This is a genomic window from Staphylococcus cohnii subsp. cohnii, assembly GCF_002902365.1.
GTDB lineage: Bacteria > Bacillota > Bacilli > Staphylococcales > Staphylococcaceae > Staphylococcus > Staphylococcus cohnii.
On the sequence record NZ_PPQC01000025.1, the window covers coordinates 102,515 to 116,664 of the forward strand.

Genomic DNA, 14,150 nt, shown 5'->3' on the forward strand with positions numbered 1-14,150 from the left:
TTTACACACCTTAACCTTACATAATTGAATTTCTTAAAATAACATCAACATTTTTTGGCACGCGCACAATAACTTTTGCACCTGCGTCTATCGTGATAAAACCTAATCCAGAAATCATTACATCACGTTTTTCTTTACCAGTTTCTAACCTTACAGCTTTAACATTTCTCAAATCAAAATTTTCAGGATTATGAGGTGGTGTTAATACAGATCCTAATTGATTTCGCCATAATTCATTTGCTTTTTCTGTTTTTGTTCTATGAATATTTAAATCATTAGAAAAATAACAGACTAACGGTCTTTTCCCGCCACTTATATAGTCTATACGTGCAAGTCCACCGAAAAATAATGTTTGTCCTTCGTTAAGCTGATAAACACGTTGTTTAATTTCTATTCTAGGCATAATTGTTTTTAGTTCATGTTCAGATACTAAATGTGTCATTTGGTGCGCTTGAATAATTCCTGGTGTATCATACATAAACGTCGTTTCATCAAGTGGAATATCAATCATGTCCAAGGTTGTGCCAGGAAACCTTGAAGTTGTAACAACATCTTTTTCGCCTACACTGCGTTCTATTAATTTGTTAATTAAAGTTGATTTACCTACATTTGTAGTTCCTACAATATATACGTCTTCATCGTTTCTGATACTGTTAATAGAAGTTAATAGATTTTCAATACCTTCATTTTTGTCTGCAGAAATAAGCACAACATCTTCAGCGTCAAGTCCATATTTTTTAGCTGCTTTCTTCAACCATTCTTTTACACGACGTTTATTTATTTGTTTTGGCAAAAGATCTATTTTATTCGCTACAAGAATAATTTTTTTGTTGCCGACGATACGTTTAATTGCATTGATAAATGAACCCTCAAAATCAAATACATCCACAACATTTACTATTATTCCTTTTTTATCTGCCAAGCCATTGAGTAAATTTAAAAAGTCATCGCTATCTAAACCTACATCTTGTACTTCGTTATAATTTTTCAGTCTAAAACATCTTTTACACACAACGTCTTCACGAAATAAGTTATGTTCTGGAACATAACCTGGTGCATCAGAATCTTCAGACTGTAAAGGTGCACCACAACCTATACATTTCAATACATCCAATTCACTCAATCAATTTTCCTCCCATTTTATATATCCTTTTTTTCTAAAATGTTGTAATAATCTGCGTTCAATAAGACGATTAAATTTAGTAATCAAGCCATCCGTTTGTTTAACAGGTACTACCATAATAGTAAATAAACCTCGTCTGTTACCACCAAATACATCCGTTAACATTTGATCACCAATAACTACTATCTCTGATGGGTGTAAACTCATAGAATGCATTGCAGGATCAAACGCACGCCCTCTTGGTTTTCTTGCTTTAAAAATATAATCTACTTTTAAAGATTTAGAAAAGCTACCTACTCTTTTTTCATTATTATTAGAAACTATTGTAATCGTAATGCCTTTTTGTTTTGCTTCTTCAAACCAAGTTTTAACTGCTTCTGTAGGATAGGCAACATCCCATCCCACTAGTGTATTATCTAAATCAGTAATGATACCTTTTACGCCAGATTTTGCAAGCTTATCTATATCAATTTGAAAAATTGATTGCACATATTCATTTGGCATAAAGTATTTCTTTATTATACCCATTATTTCTATTCACCTTTTTTATATTTTTTTAATTAAATTTTCTACCATAGTACTAGAAGATTTTGCTGCTTTTGTTAAAAATTCATCAAATGTGATACCAGCGTCTCCATCTGCTAAATCTGATATTGCACGAGTGATAATAAATGGTAAATTGAATTGATAGCAAGTTTGTGCAATTGCAGTTGCTTCCATTTCTGCAGCCATCGCTTGAGGGAAATTTGTTTTAATTTTCATTCGTTGGTCTTTTGTACCAATAAAACTGTCACCACTTACAATCAAGCCTACCTTAGCAACTAGTTGTTGATTTGTAATTACTTGTGTCGCTTTGTCAATCAATGATTTATCTGCTACGAATTGTGCAGGCATTTGTGGGATTTGTCCTAATTGATAACCAAATGCTCTGGCATCAGCATCATGATAAGCAACCATATCGCTTACTACGATATCACCAACATTTAACGATTTATCCAATGCACCTGCAGAACCTGTATTAATAATTAAATCAGGTTTAAACTTTTCAATTAATAATGTTGTTGAAATGGCTACATTTACTTTACCAATGCCACTTTGAGTTAATACGATTGCTTTATCATTTATATAACCTTTATAAAAATATACATGTGCAATATTAATCTCTTCTAAATTCACAAGTTTATTTTTTAAGATTGCTACTTCCTCTTCCATAGCTCCAATAATACCGATCATTGTTATTCACCTCAATTTAAAATCCTAACCTTAGTTATTCTATCACATTTAAACTGATAGCTCGACGATTGAAGCATATTTATATCAAATTATTACTTCATTATTTATCGTAAGAAATTTATGTAAATTTTCGCATTATCAATTTGATTTAACATGTAAATACATTGCTATTATTTTAAAACGAAATGGCAATGCTTATTTAATGCAAGTATAAATATAAAACAAACCATTCTCTAAGTCCTTATTATAAGCATAAAGAACTAGAGAATGGTTACTTAATAACTATATTCGTATTGTTAACTACCTATTAATTGTGTCAATCCTTGCAGTGAATATATACCTGTAACAATTGTGACTAAAACAGCTAAAATACCAAACCAAAGCATCCATGTCGGATGATGATAGTCCCCTACGATTGATTTTCGTTTACTAGCAATAAGTATTGTCGTTAATATAATAGGTAAGATAAGTCCATTTAAAGCACCTGCAACGATTAATAATGTTACTGGTTTTCCTAAGAATAGAAAAACAAAAGTTGAAATGACTATAAATGAAATTACAATAATATTTGTTTTGTTATAGATCGATTTATGCAATGTTTTTAAGAAAGTTGCACTTGTATATGCTGATCCAATAACTGAAGACATTGCTGCAGCAAATAATACAACACCAAATATACTTCGACCAATTGGTCCTAATACATGCTCAAATACTGAAGCCGGTGGATTTGTATCATTTAAAGTTACGCCCGTAACGACTACACCAAGTACCGCTAAGAATAATAATGCTCTAAGCACACCTGTTGTTAATATTCCTGAAATAGCCGCTTTGTTTACAAATGGCAAATAATGTTTACCACGGATGCCAGAATCTAATATTCTATGTGCACCAGCAAATGTAATATAACCGCCAACTGTTCCACCTACTAATGTGATAATAGGTAAAACAAGTGCTAAAGGTTGTTCTGGCATCACAAGATGTTTAGCTGCGTCAGCATATGGCGGGTTAGCTTTAAACATTACAAATGCAACAACTACAATCATTAAAACACCTAAAAACATCGTGACAACATCCATAATTTTTTGACCACTTTTACTTACAAAAATAAGTATTGCTAATACTGCTGTAATAGCTGCACCAATCTTTACATCTAAGCCAAAAATTGCATTCAATCCTAATCCCGCACCTGCAATATTACCAATATTAAATGCGAGTCCACCTATTGCAATTAATATCGATATAAAAGTACCTAATCCTTTAAATATTTCATTAGCTACTTCTTGTCCACGTTTACCTGTGACGACCAACACTCTCCAAATATTAATTTGCGCTCCTATGTCAATCAATATTGATAATAAAATCGCAAAAGCAAAACTTGAAGTGAACTGCGCAGTAAATACTGCAGTCTGAGTTAAAAATGCAGGTCCAATTGCAGATGTAGCCATTAAGAATACAGAACCTAATAATAACCTTTTATGATTTTTTGTAAATTCAAAATCCTTCGATTCTGTTTTTAATTTTTCTCCCATGTGTTAGCCTCCCAGCTTAGATATAGAAACGCCTTCTTTCGATAATCTTTCTCTTATTTTTGTAACAAATTCTAGTGCATGTTCACCATCTCCATGAACACAAATTGTATCTGCTTGAATATCAATTTCTTTGTTGTTTTTCGTAATTACTTTTTGTGATTTAACCATTTTAACAACTTGTTCAATGGCTTCTTCTGTGTCAGTTATTAAGGCTTCACTTTCTTTTCTACTCACTAATTGACCATCATCTTCATAACGTCTATCTGCAAACACTTCTGAAGCCGTAGTTAAACCAACAGCTTGCGCTTCTGTAACAAGTAGTGTATTTGATAATCCAACATAAATTAATGATTCATCAAAATCATATACAGCTTGAGCAATCGCATGTGCGATTGCTTTATCACGTGCACCCATTTGATACAGTGCACCGTGTGGTTTTACGTGATTTATTTTAACTTGGTGAACGTTACAGAATCCACTTAATGCACCGAGCTGGTAAATGACAATATCATAAATTTCTTTCGGTGACAAGTCCATATTTCTACGGCCAAATCCTTGTAAATCTGGAAGACCAGGATGTGCGCCAATACCAATACCATTTGCTTTAGCTAATTCCACCGTTTGATACATAACATGTTGGTCACCAGCATGAAAACCACATGCAATGTTTGCTGACGTAATTAACGGAATAATTTGATCGTCTCCACCGAATGAATAATTTCCAAAAGCTTCGCCTAAATCACAGTTCAAATCAACTTTCATTATGCTTCCTCCTTAATTATTTGATGTCTATCTAAAAATTTAATATCTACATCTTTTGCATCACCATTGGCATATTGTGGATATGATAAAACTGCATATAGGAAATCAGCTGTGGTAGTAAAACCATCAATTACCATTTCATCCAATGTTACTTTTAATTTGTTTATTGCCGAAGCTCTATTAGGTGCTTTTACGATAACTTTCGCTACAAGAGAATCATAATTTGGCGATACCGTATAGCCATGATAAAGCAAACTATCGATACGTACGTTAAATCCTTGTGGCAAATGTAACGCTTTTACTTTACCTGGAGAAGGCTGAAATCCTTTCTGAGGATTTTCTGCGTTGATTCTCACTTCAATGACATGTCCATCAAACAGTACCTCATCTTGGTTGAATGGTAATGAACCATACTTCATTAAATACAGCTGAGCTTGAAGTAAATCACGATTCGCTCTCATTTCAGTTACTGTATGTTCAACTTGAATACGCGCATTCATTTCAATAAAGTAATAAGCATCTTCTGTCACTAAATATTCGATAGTACCTGCACTTCTATAATTAGATGCTCTAGCCACTTTTACAGCATCATTACACATAGATGCTCTCATATTTTCGGATAATGCAGCACATGGTGATTCTTCAATTAATTTTTGATTTTTTCTCTGAACTGAGCAATCACGCTCACCTAAGTGTATGTAATTATCTTTACCGTCTCCTAGTATTTGTACTTCCACGTGCTTAGCTACAGGTATAAATGCTTCCACATATACACGATCATCATTAAAATATTTTTGCCCTTCACTTTTTGCTTCTTTAAATGACTTTTCCAAGGCTTCTTCTGCTTTGACAATTCTTATACCTTTACCGCCACCACCACTGGCAGCTTTTAATACAAGTGGGTAACCAATGTCATGCGCAATTTCTTTAACTTCTTCAATTGTCTCTACTGCAGAAGTAGAACCAGGTATGATTGGTACATTCGCTTGATCAACTGTTTGTCGTGCTGTTATTTTATCACCCATCATTTCCATGGTTTGATCAGTTGGTCCTATAAAATAAATACCATTTTCTTCAACATTTTTAGCAAATGAAGTGCTTTCTGATAAAAAACCATACCCTGGATGAATTGCATTCGCACCACTTATTTTTGCAGCACTAATGATTCTGTCTTGGTTTAAATAGCTATCCAATGCATTGGCTTCTCCAATACATATCGCTTGATCAGCTAAACTTACATGTAGACTTGACTCATCCCCTAAAGCATAGATAGCCACAGTTTCAATATCCATTTCTCTACATGCACGAATAATTCTTACAGCAATTTCTCCTCTATTTGCAATTAAACAACGATACAATTCAAATACCCCCTTTAAACTTATTTCACAGTTATAATTGTTTGATCATATTCAACATTTGAACCGTGATTGACATGTATAGTGTCTACAACACCATCCACATCACTTTTCACTTCATTCATTACTTTCATTGCTTCTATGTAACCAATGGTATCTCCTTTTTTAATTTCATCACCTTCACGAATGAGTGGATTTGTTAATTCTTTTTCATCTTGTAAATAAAACGTACCAACCATAGGTGATTTGACAGCTTGATTTGATTGTTCTTCATTTGATATATCTTGCCCATTTAAACTTGATTCATTATTTGAAGCTAATTGTTGTTGCGCGGGCGATGCTGATGTATTATCTGTAAAATCAATCGTTATTTCATTTTCATAATCTTTATAATTAAATTTTTTAACCCCGTTATCTTTTACGATTTTAATTAATTGCTCTACTTTTTCAAAATTCATTATAATTCCCCTTTCAATAAATGATTAATGCGTATAGATGTATTTCTCAATTGTGTAACATCAAAAATAGGTTGTTCATAAATACTTTTAATTGTATTTTTAAATGCTTCTTCTTGTTGCTCTAATTTTTTAACTGCTTCATCGATTGTAGTCCATTCAAAACGAATCGTATCATTGGGTTGCATTTGAGCTAATTTATGTAAATCAGATGCACAAACAGTCGCTATTTTTGTATAGCCACCTACTGTTTGTTTATCATTTAATAAAATAATAGGATTACCATCATTTGGAACTTGTATACTGCCTAAGGCAACAGGTTCTGATATTATGTCTGCCGATGTGGTTGGTGAAATCGTTTCACCTTGTAATCGATAGCCCATGCGGTCTGACTTTTCTGATATTTTAAATTCATTGGCCACTAATTTTTGTTGCGCTTCTTGGCTAAAGTTTTCAATTTGAGGCCCCTCGATGATTTGAATAGTGTTTTCTTTAACCTCTGTGACATCAATAAGTAAACTCAAACCAAGATGACGTGTATACGAATGATTATTTTCACACTCTATTATATCACCAGATTTTAATGGTCGCCCTTTAAAACCACCAATTTGGCTTCGTGTATGAGTAGCATAGCTATTTGCAACTTTTTGAATTTTCAAAGGTTTACCAAATAATAAGTATCCTCTGGCCCCATTAATAACTTGACCAACTTTCAATACATCACCTTTTTTTACTGCTATTACAGTAGCTTCATCAATAGATATATCGTTAATGGTTGCGTTAAACTCAGCACCTATTAATACAAATGTATTATCTTCTAAGAATTCAATCGTTGGGCCAATAATAGTACATTCAATCGCTGGCCCTTCATTACCAATTAACGCTAGTCCAGTTCTATAAGCATATTGATCCAATACACCTGCAGTAGAAAATCCTTGGTCTTGATAACCGATTCTTCCTAAATCTTGAATCGTACTAAATAAACCTGGATTAATAATTTTAATACTCATATTGAATTTTCACCCATTTCTCAATATCAAATTCACCTTGTTGTGCTTCAACAATTTGTTCGAACGTTGATTCATCTATAGAATAGAATTTTATATAGTCTCCTGATTCGTATAAACACATAGGCGTTCTTAAAATATCAAATACCGTAATTGGTGTACGGCCGATGATTTGCCAACCTCCTGGAGATTGTTTTGGATATAAGCCTGTTTGATTATTCGCAATACCAACTGAACCTGCTGGAATACTTGTTCTTGGTTCTTCTCTTCTAGGAGTAGCTAGCTTTGAATTTAATCCACCTAAAAATGGAAAACCTGGCATAAACCCAAGCATATAAATTAAATATGTATTCTCTGTATGTAACTTAATTACTTCTTCTATTGATAATTGATTATGTGTAGCTACTTCTTGAATGTCCGGACCATAATTACCACCATAAAGTACTGGTAAACTAATGATTTTTACTTCATTTAAATTTTCATCAAAATCCAGTTTGTTTAATTGTTCTAGATTCAGTTCATTAACAACTTTCGCTAAACTTTGTTTAGTAATATCTATATGTAGCATTATTGCTCGATAAGAAGGTATAATTTCAATAATAGCTTCATGTTGCTGATCTTTAATATACTTTTCAACTTTTTGTACTTCCTTAAATGTCGAAGGATCAATTTGTTGTTCAAAGTAAATCATAATTGTCTCTTCGTTGATTAATTTATATTCCAACATTTTTCCCCCTTTGTAGTATATACATTAAACTATTTTTCAAACATTAATATGTGTACAACATTATAATTGTATCATTAACTGAGAGACTATGTTTAATTAAAAATAGTTATAATTGTTGATAATTAACTACTATTGTTAAATACAAATCAGCTCTAAATTATCTTAATATTTCAATAATTGTATCAATGATATAAATTTATCAAATAGTTGAAGATAAGTATATATTTTTATTTATAAAGTGTAAAATCCCCCTAACATTGGTTGTTAACGGGATTTTAATATTACTTGATATTTACAATTTTCACATTGATTTCAGCACCATTTGGTAGTGGCACACGAACCTCTTCGTTTAATTTTTTACCAATTAAACTTTTAGCCATTGGTGATTCATTTGAGATTTTACCATTAAATGCATCAGATTCAGCAGATCCAACAATTTGATATTCTTCTTCATCTTCACCCGGTAATTCTACAAAAGTTACAGTTTTCCCAATTTGTACTTGATTGTTGTCACCTGTATCTTCGATTATAAGTGCATTACGTAGCATATGCTCAATTCTTTGGATGTCTTGTTCGATGAATCCCTGTTCATCTTTAGCAGCATCATACTCAGAGTTCTCAGATAAATCTCCGAAAGAACGGGCTACTTTTATTTTTTCAACGACTTCTGGTCTCTTAACCGTCTTTAACTCTTCTAGTTCATTTTCTAGCTTTTCGAAACCTTCTTGTGTCATAGGGTATTGTTTTTGGTTTTCCATATTGTCATCTTCCTTTACTAAAATACTATTGTTTACTTACTAAAGTCTGAATTTTTGTCGTCATTATATCGATCGCAACTTTATTACTTCCACCTTCAGGAATGATAATATCTGCATATCTTTTTGTAGGTTCTATAAATTGATTATGCATTGGGCGAACTACATTTAGATATTGATTTATAACAGAATCCATTGTACGACCTCTTTCTTCTGTATCGCGAAGTAAGCGACGTAAGATTCGTAAATCTGCATCGGTATCAACATAAATTTTGACATCCATTAAATCTCTTAACGTTTTATTTTCAAGCGCAAATATGCCTTCTACGATAATAACATCTTTTGGTTTAAATGCAATCGTTTCATCGCTTCTAGTATGATTTGTATAATCATATGTTGGTACTTCAATCTGTTTACCATTTCTCAAATCGTTTAAATTTTCTATTAATAAGTCATTATCAAAAGCAAAAGGATGATCATAATTGGTCTCTAAACGTTCTTCGAAACTTAAATGCGATTGGTCCTTATAATAATAGTCTTGTGCTAATAATGCAACACTATGGCCTTCTAAATTTTTCATAATTTCGTTTGTGACTGATGTTTTACCTGAACCAGAACCACCAGCGATTCCAATAATAGTCGTACGTTTCATTATCCAATTTCCTTTCTCATCATGTTGTTGGTATAAATTGGATGATCAACTTTAATTTGCACAATTTGCAATGGGTGTCGTGCAGCATCAAGTTTGTTACCTTCTTCATCATAAATAGTGTCAACAACTTGTCTAAATGTATCAATTTCAGGACCAAAAAACTCTATTTCTTCCCCAGGCTCAAATTTATTACGCTGTTGAATCGTAGCGAGTTTGGTTTTTTCATCATAACCAAGAACTAATCCACAAAAATCATAAGCCGAGTTTTTTTTATTTTGTTGCCCAAACATTTGCTCTTCGTAACCAGGTGTGCCTTCAATAAATGCTGAAGCAGTGTCTCTATTAGCGCATTTTTCCACCTCAGTTAACCATTCTGGCTTAATTTTAAAATTATCAGGATCTTCTGCATAAGCATCGATGACTTTGCGATATACAGATACAACAGTTGCAATATAATGTATTGATTTCATGCGTCCTTCAACTTTAAGTGAATCCACACCAATATCCATCATTTTAGGGATTGACTCTATAAGTTTCAAATCTTTTGGACTCATTGCGAAAGGTGTCACTGCATTTTCTTCATAATATAAATCTAAATCACCGTCTTTATCAATTTCCAATAGGTCATAATCCCATCTACAGCTTTGACAACAACCACCTCTATTAGAATCTCGAGCTGTCATGTGATTACTTAATGTACATCTACCAGAATACGCAATACACATTGCACCATGAATAAATGATTCAATTTCAATATCTACTTTATCTTTCATTTTCTTCATTTCCATAGCACCTGTTTCACGTGCTAATACTACACGATCTAACCCTTCATTTTTCCAAAATTCTACAGCTTTATAATTTGAAAGTGATTGTTGTGTTGATAAATGAATTTCTAAATTCGGCGCTACGCGCTTACATGTTTCAATGATTAGTGGATCCGCAACAATAATACCAGTGGCACCGGCTGACTCTAAATTTTTTAAATATTCATCCAAACCCGCAATATTTTCATCATGTGCAATAATATTAGTTGTAACGTAAATTTTCGCCCCATATTGCTGTGCGAATGTCACACCTTCTTTGATTTCTTCCATCGTAAAATTATCCGTATTGGACCTTAAACCATACGCTTGTCCACCTAAAAATACAGCATCTGCACCATAATGTACTGCTATTTTGAGTTTTTCTAAATTACCTGCTGGGGCAAGTAGTTCAGGTTTTTTAATCTTATTATTAGTATTGCTTTCAACTTTTTCTAATAATTTCATTATTTAAACCTCCCTTAATATACTGTTTGCTTATACAAGAATCCTTCATCAAATGGACGATGTTCAGGCTGAATAGCTTCAATCGGATCTACGAGCATAAATTTTTCATCATCATAAGCTTCTGGATCTTCATTGAATAAATCAATTGCTTCTCTATATTGTTCTGTACAAACATTGATATATTCTTCGGTTTGTAATATACCGTCAATCTTGAATGCATCAATATTGGCTGCTAAAAGCTGTTCTAACTCTTCAATCAAACATATATCATTGGGCGACATAATATGCGTTCCATTGTAATCTTCAAAAACAGGATATTTGTTATCACGTTCTTCATCATATAATAACAACTCATTAGCTACTTTGTTTCGATGAATTTTCATTTGTCTTTCTTGGAAAGTAAAATAGTTACCTAATAACATGCGTTTTGATTGAAACATGCAGGTCATACCATGTACTTGTACTTCAATCTCTACATCTGCATGTTTCTTTATATTTAATATTTCATCTAAACTTAATTCTCTAGCTAGTTGCGCGCGTTGCGCCCCCTTTTCACCCCAATAGTTGCATTGGAAATAATTTGTGACTAATGCTTCTGCATCCCAATTTAATGGAATTGGGTTTTCTTGTTCATTTACATACATAACTACCGCTGGATCACCAAATATAATGCGGTCAACTTTTACTTCGTGTAAAAAATCTATATATGATTTTAGTGCATTTAAATGATAATTGTGAAATATACCATTTACTGCCACATAGGCTTTTTTACCATGTTTATGTATTAATTCCACTGCTTCTATCAACGCTTCTCTGTTGAATTCTCCTGCTAATCTTAAGCCGAATTTTTGCTCGCCAATTACAAAAGCATCTGCACCTTTTTCAATTAATGTCTCAATATGTTTAACAGATTTTGGCGTTACTAATAATTCTGTCATTTTGATTCTCCTTTAATCGAAATAGCTAGACCATCATCCATATTAAGGAAATTAGTTCTGAAATGAGGTTGAGCCATCAGCCATTCATTATATTCTTGTACTTTTTTTACCATTTGTCTAACATTTCTACTTCTCACTACGGAAATATCAGAAACAAAACCATGATACAAAACGTTATCTGTAACTACTATTCCACCTTCTTTGAGTAAAGGCGCATACAAAGTAAAAAACTTTTTTGATTGTGCTTTCGCAGCATCGATAAATATCATATCAAATGATTGATGTTGTATGTTTTCGAAAGCTTCTAAGGCATCTTTTTCAATTAACTCAATTTGAGTTTCATATCCAAATTTCGTAAAATTTTCTTTGGCTTTTAATTGCATGTCATCATCACGCTCGATAGTAACCACTTTTATTTCCTTAGAAACAGAAGCAAATTGCATACTACTATAACCAATTGCTGTGCCTATTTCCAAAATACGATTGGGTTTATGTACTCTAATCAGTTGCTTAATCATATCTAAAGTTAGCCTATCCACAATTGGAACATGATGTTCCACAGCATATGGTCTAAGTTGTTCAATAGCGATATCATTCTCTTTGTGCAATTCTAATAAATATGATTGATTATTATCCATTTCAAAACTTCCTTCAATGTAAATATTTCAAAGTGTTTTTGACAAATAAAATAAATCAGCCAATGATAATGACTGATTGTATTTCAATTAATAACAACAGCTATATGTTCTTATATTACGAACCACTTTTATATAATTCTTTGAAATTATCTCATAAATTTAATTTTAACTTTATATATTTTACCACAAAGCCATTTATATTATAAGTGTAAATTGTGATAACTAACTTGTTTATGTAGCTATAATGAATATTACATCAATTTCACATATTAAATGTGTATAAGAAACTAATACAGAAGGCTCTTGGATTAAATAGTGTAGTCATTTGCGTTGGCTTTTGGAGTAAAATAACACTAGTCTAAGATTTCAGGTTGAGTTAGTACCCGACATAATGAATACAAAAAAACTGCCAACAAAGTTAGAAACTTGTCGACAGTATGAACTGAAATTTTTAAATTCAGTTTAATAACATGATATTTATACTCGATGACCAGATTTTTTACAAATTAGCTTTTGTAAAATTATTGGTAAAAAAACAGTGTCACCTAAGACAAAGTGTAAACAATAGCGAATCGATTTGTAATTCAGATTCACACTTTATATATCAATGTATATTTTTAGTGTAGTCCAAATATTATTCATGGTTATGATCATGGTCGTCCATTTCAGTGTTAACGACTTCTTCAATCATATCCCATTCTTCATCAGTTTCAACTGGTAAGAATTTTCCGCCTTCACCATCTTCGTCGGGTTCATTAATCATTGGTACTAATTCGATTAAATCGTCATCATCTGATTCTGCTCCTTCTTCAGCAAGAATCACATATTCTTTTTTAAATTCAGGATGGAAAAATTCTAATACTTTTCGATAAAGCACTTCGTTTCCATCTTCATCATATAAAGTTAATAATTCCTCTTGGTTGTTAATTTCAAATTCAGATTCATGGTTGTGTTCAGTCATTATAAAACGCTCCTTTTTATTGTATAGAATCTAAATAGCCTTGTAATATAAATACTGCAGCCATTTTATCTATTACTTTTTTTCGTTTTTGTCTAGAAACATCTGCTTCAAGTAAAGAACGTTCTGCAGCCATGGTACTTAAACGCTCATCCCACATGATTATCTCTACAGATGGCAATGCTTCCTGCAGTTGCTCCTTGTATTGTAACGAAGCTTCGCCTCGAAATCCAATAGAATTATTCATATTCTTTGGCAAACCTATGACAACCGTACCAACTTTTTCTTTCTCTATGATCGTTACTAGTCTGTCTATACCTAGTTCATTCTTATCTTCGTTTATATGGAGTGTATCTAATCCCTGGGCTGTCCAACCCATGAGATCACTTATAGCAATGCCAACAGTTTTACTTCCTACATCTAAACCTAAAATTTTATGTTTTAGCATTAATTACTTTGAGTTCTCTTGTAAATAATTTGAAACTAATTCTTCCATGATATCGTCGCGATCAATACGACGAATTTGGTTTCTAGCTTCATTATTACGTGGAATATACGCAGGATCACCTGATAATAAATAACCGACAATTTGATTTACAGGGTTATAGCCACGTTCATTCAGTGTGTTATAGACATTTTGAAGTACTGTTTTGACATCTTCTTTTGGAATTTCGTCATAATTAAATTTCATTGTTTTATCAAAGTTTTCCATTTTGTAACACTCCTTCATATCGACTAAAAAGTACTTAT

General features: G+C 32.4%; 17 protein-coding genes. All 17 read right to left on the reverse strand.

The features are described 5' to 3' along the window. Positions 1 to 16: 16 nt before the first annotated feature. Entirely contained in the window at positions 17 to 1,123 is a 1,107-nt protein-coding gene (gene yqeH, locus CD032_RS05160; protein ID WP_019469397.1) for a ribosome biogenesis GTPase YqeH, read from the reverse strand. Then, complete coding sequence (locus tag CD032_RS05165; protein WP_019469398.1) at positions 1,124 to 1,651, reverse strand: YqeG family HAD IIIA-type phosphatase; 528 nt, start codon at positions 1,649 to 1,651, stop codon at positions 1,124 to 1,126. 18 nt (positions 1,652 to 1,669) lie between these two features. Then, a complete protein-coding gene (gene mtnN / locus CD032_RS05170; protein ID WP_019469399.1) occupies positions 1,670 to 2,356 on the reverse strand; it encodes a 5'-methylthioadenosine/S-adenosylhomocysteine nucleosidase in 687 nt (228 codons plus the stop codon). 296 nt (positions 2,357 to 2,652) lie between these two features. Continuing rightward, positions 2,653 to 3,885 (reverse strand): NRAMP family divalent metal transporter, encoded by a 1,233-nt coding sequence (locus tag CD032_RS05175; protein WP_040030027.1) that lies wholly within the window; start codon positions 3,883 to 3,885, stop codon positions 2,653 to 2,655. Between the two features lie 3 nt (positions 3,886 to 3,888). After that, complete coding sequence (pxpA, locus tag CD032_RS05180; RefSeq protein ID WP_019469401.1) at positions 3,889 to 4,647, reverse strand: 5-oxoprolinase subunit PxpA; 759 nt, start codon at positions 4,645 to 4,647, stop codon at positions 3,889 to 3,891. Then, complete coding sequence (locus CD032_RS05185; protein WP_019469402.1) at positions 4,647 to 6,005, reverse strand: acetyl-CoA carboxylase biotin carboxylase subunit; 1,359 nt, start codon at positions 6,003 to 6,005, stop codon at positions 4,647 to 4,649. The genes pxpA and CD032_RS05185 overlap by 1 nt, the downstream gene beginning before the upstream one ends. Positions 6,006 to 6,025: 20 nt before the next feature. After that, a complete protein-coding gene (locus tag CD032_RS05190) occupies positions 6,026 to 6,460 on the reverse strand; it encodes an acetyl-CoA carboxylase biotin carboxyl carrier protein (RefSeq protein ID WP_019469403.1) in 435 nt (144 codons plus the stop codon). After that, positions 6,460 to 7,467, reverse strand: coding sequence for a 5-oxoprolinase subunit C family protein (locus tag CD032_RS05195; RefSeq protein WP_103211241.1), 1,008 nt, complete (start codon positions 7,465 to 7,467; stop codon positions 6,460 to 6,462). The genes CD032_RS05190 and CD032_RS05195 overlap by 1 nt, the downstream gene beginning before the upstream one ends. Continuing rightward, positions 7,457 to 8,188, reverse strand: a complete 732-nt coding sequence (gene pxpB / locus CD032_RS05200; protein ID WP_019469405.1) for a 5-oxoprolinase subunit PxpB — start codon at positions 8,186 to 8,188, stop codon at positions 7,457 to 7,459. Before pxpB ends, CD032_RS05195 begins: the two co-directional genes overlap by 11 nt. A gap of 284 nt (positions 8,189 to 8,472) precedes the next feature. Next, positions 8,473 to 8,949 carry a transcription elongation factor GreA gene (greA, locus tag CD032_RS05205; protein ID WP_019469406.1) on the reverse strand — a complete coding sequence of 159 codons (477 nt, stop codon included), beginning with the start codon at positions 8,947 to 8,949 and terminating at the stop codon, positions 8,473 to 8,475. A 25-nt stretch (positions 8,950 to 8,974) separates the two neighbouring features. Next, positions 8,975 to 9,598 (reverse strand): uridine kinase, encoded by a 624-nt coding sequence (gene udk / locus CD032_RS05210; RefSeq protein WP_019469407.1) that lies wholly within the window; start codon positions 9,596 to 9,598, stop codon positions 8,975 to 8,977. Next, positions 9,598 to 10,866 (reverse strand): peptidase U32 family protein, encoded by a 1,269-nt coding sequence (locus CD032_RS05215; protein WP_019469408.1) that lies wholly within the window; start codon positions 10,864 to 10,866, stop codon positions 9,598 to 9,600. The genes udk and CD032_RS05215 overlap by 1 nt, the downstream gene beginning before the upstream one ends. A 14-nt stretch (positions 10,867 to 10,880) precedes the next feature. After that, positions 10,881 to 11,804 carry a peptidase U32 family protein gene (locus tag CD032_RS05220; RefSeq protein ID WP_019469409.1) on the reverse strand — a complete coding sequence of 308 codons (924 nt, stop codon included), beginning with the start codon at positions 11,802 to 11,804 and terminating at the stop codon, positions 10,881 to 10,883. After that, on the reverse strand, positions 11,801 to 12,442 hold the full coding sequence (locus CD032_RS05225; protein ID WP_040030025.1) for an O-methyltransferase: 642 nt from the start codon (positions 12,440 to 12,442) through the stop codon (positions 11,801 to 11,803). The genes CD032_RS05220 and CD032_RS05225 overlap by 4 nt, the downstream gene beginning before the upstream one ends. 634 nt (positions 12,443 to 13,076) lie before the next feature. After that, positions 13,077 to 13,403: a DUF1292 domain-containing protein gene (locus CD032_RS05230; RefSeq protein WP_019469411.1), complete on the reverse strand. Its 327-nt coding sequence runs from the start codon at positions 13,401 to 13,403 to the stop codon at positions 13,077 to 13,079. 16 nt (positions 13,404 to 13,419) lie between these two features. Further along, on the reverse strand, positions 13,420 to 13,848 hold the full coding sequence (gene ruvX / locus CD032_RS05235; RefSeq protein ID WP_019469412.1) for a Holliday junction resolvase RuvX: 429 nt from the start codon (positions 13,846 to 13,848) through the stop codon (positions 13,420 to 13,422). 3 nt (positions 13,849 to 13,851) lie between these two features. Continuing rightward, positions 13,852 to 14,112: an IreB family regulatory phosphoprotein gene (locus CD032_RS05240; RefSeq protein ID WP_019469413.1), complete on the reverse strand. Its 261-nt coding sequence runs from the start codon at positions 14,110 to 14,112 to the stop codon at positions 13,852 to 13,854. Positions 14,113 to 14,150 lie beyond the last annotated feature (38 nt).

Bases quoted from the DNA above. Each gene is read 5' to 3' on its own strand.
- ruvX (WP_019469412.1), bottom strand. From the start codon at position 13,848: ATGCTAAAACATAAAATTTTAGGTTTAGATGTAGGAAGTAAAACTGTT.
- CD032_RS05190 (WP_019469403.1), bottom strand. From the start codon at position 6,460: ATGAATTTTGAAAAAGTAGAGCAATTAATTAAAATCGTAAAAGATAAC.
- CD032_RS05165 (WP_019469398.1), bottom strand. From the start codon at position 1,651: ATGGGTATAATAAAGAAATACTTTATGCCAAATGAATATGTGCAATCA.
- CD032_RS05240 (WP_019469413.1), bottom strand. From the start codon at position 14,112: ATGGAAAACTTTGATAAAACAATGAAATTTAATTATGACGAAATTCCA.
- greA (WP_019469406.1), bottom strand. From the start codon at position 8,949: ATGGAAAACCAAAAACAATACCCTATGACACAAGAAGGTTTCGAAAAG.
- CD032_RS05230 (WP_019469411.1), bottom strand. From the start codon at position 13,403: ATGACTGAACACAACCATGAATCTGAATTTGAAATTAACAACCAAGAG.
- CD032_RS05215 (WP_019469408.1), bottom strand. From the start codon at position 10,866: ATGAAATTATTAGAAAAAGTTGAAAGCAATACTAATAATAAGATTAAA.
- udk (WP_019469407.1), bottom strand. From the start codon at position 9,598: ATGAAACGTACGACTATTATTGGAATCGCTGGTGGTTCTGGTTCAGGT.
- CD032_RS05220 (WP_019469409.1), bottom strand. From the start codon at position 11,804: ATGACAGAATTATTAGTAACGCCAAAATCTGTTAAACATATTGAGACA.
- CD032_RS05195 (WP_103211241.1), bottom strand. From the start codon at position 7,467: ATGAGTATTAAAATTATTAATCCAGGTTTATTTAGTACGATTCAAGAT.
- pxpA (WP_019469401.1), bottom strand. From the start codon at position 4,647: ATGAAAGTTGATTTGAACTGTGATTTAGGCGAAGCTTTTGGAAATTAT.
- CD032_RS05175 (WP_040030027.1), bottom strand. From the start codon at position 3,885: ATGGGAGAAAAATTAAAAACAGAATCGAAGGATTTTGAATTTACAAAA.
- mtnN (WP_019469399.1), bottom strand. From the start codon at position 2,356: ATGATCGGTATTATTGGAGCTATGGAAGAGGAAGTAGCAATCTTAAAA.
- CD032_RS05225 (WP_040030025.1), bottom strand. From the start codon at position 12,442: ATGGATAATAATCAATCATATTTATTAGAATTGCACAAAGAGAATGAT.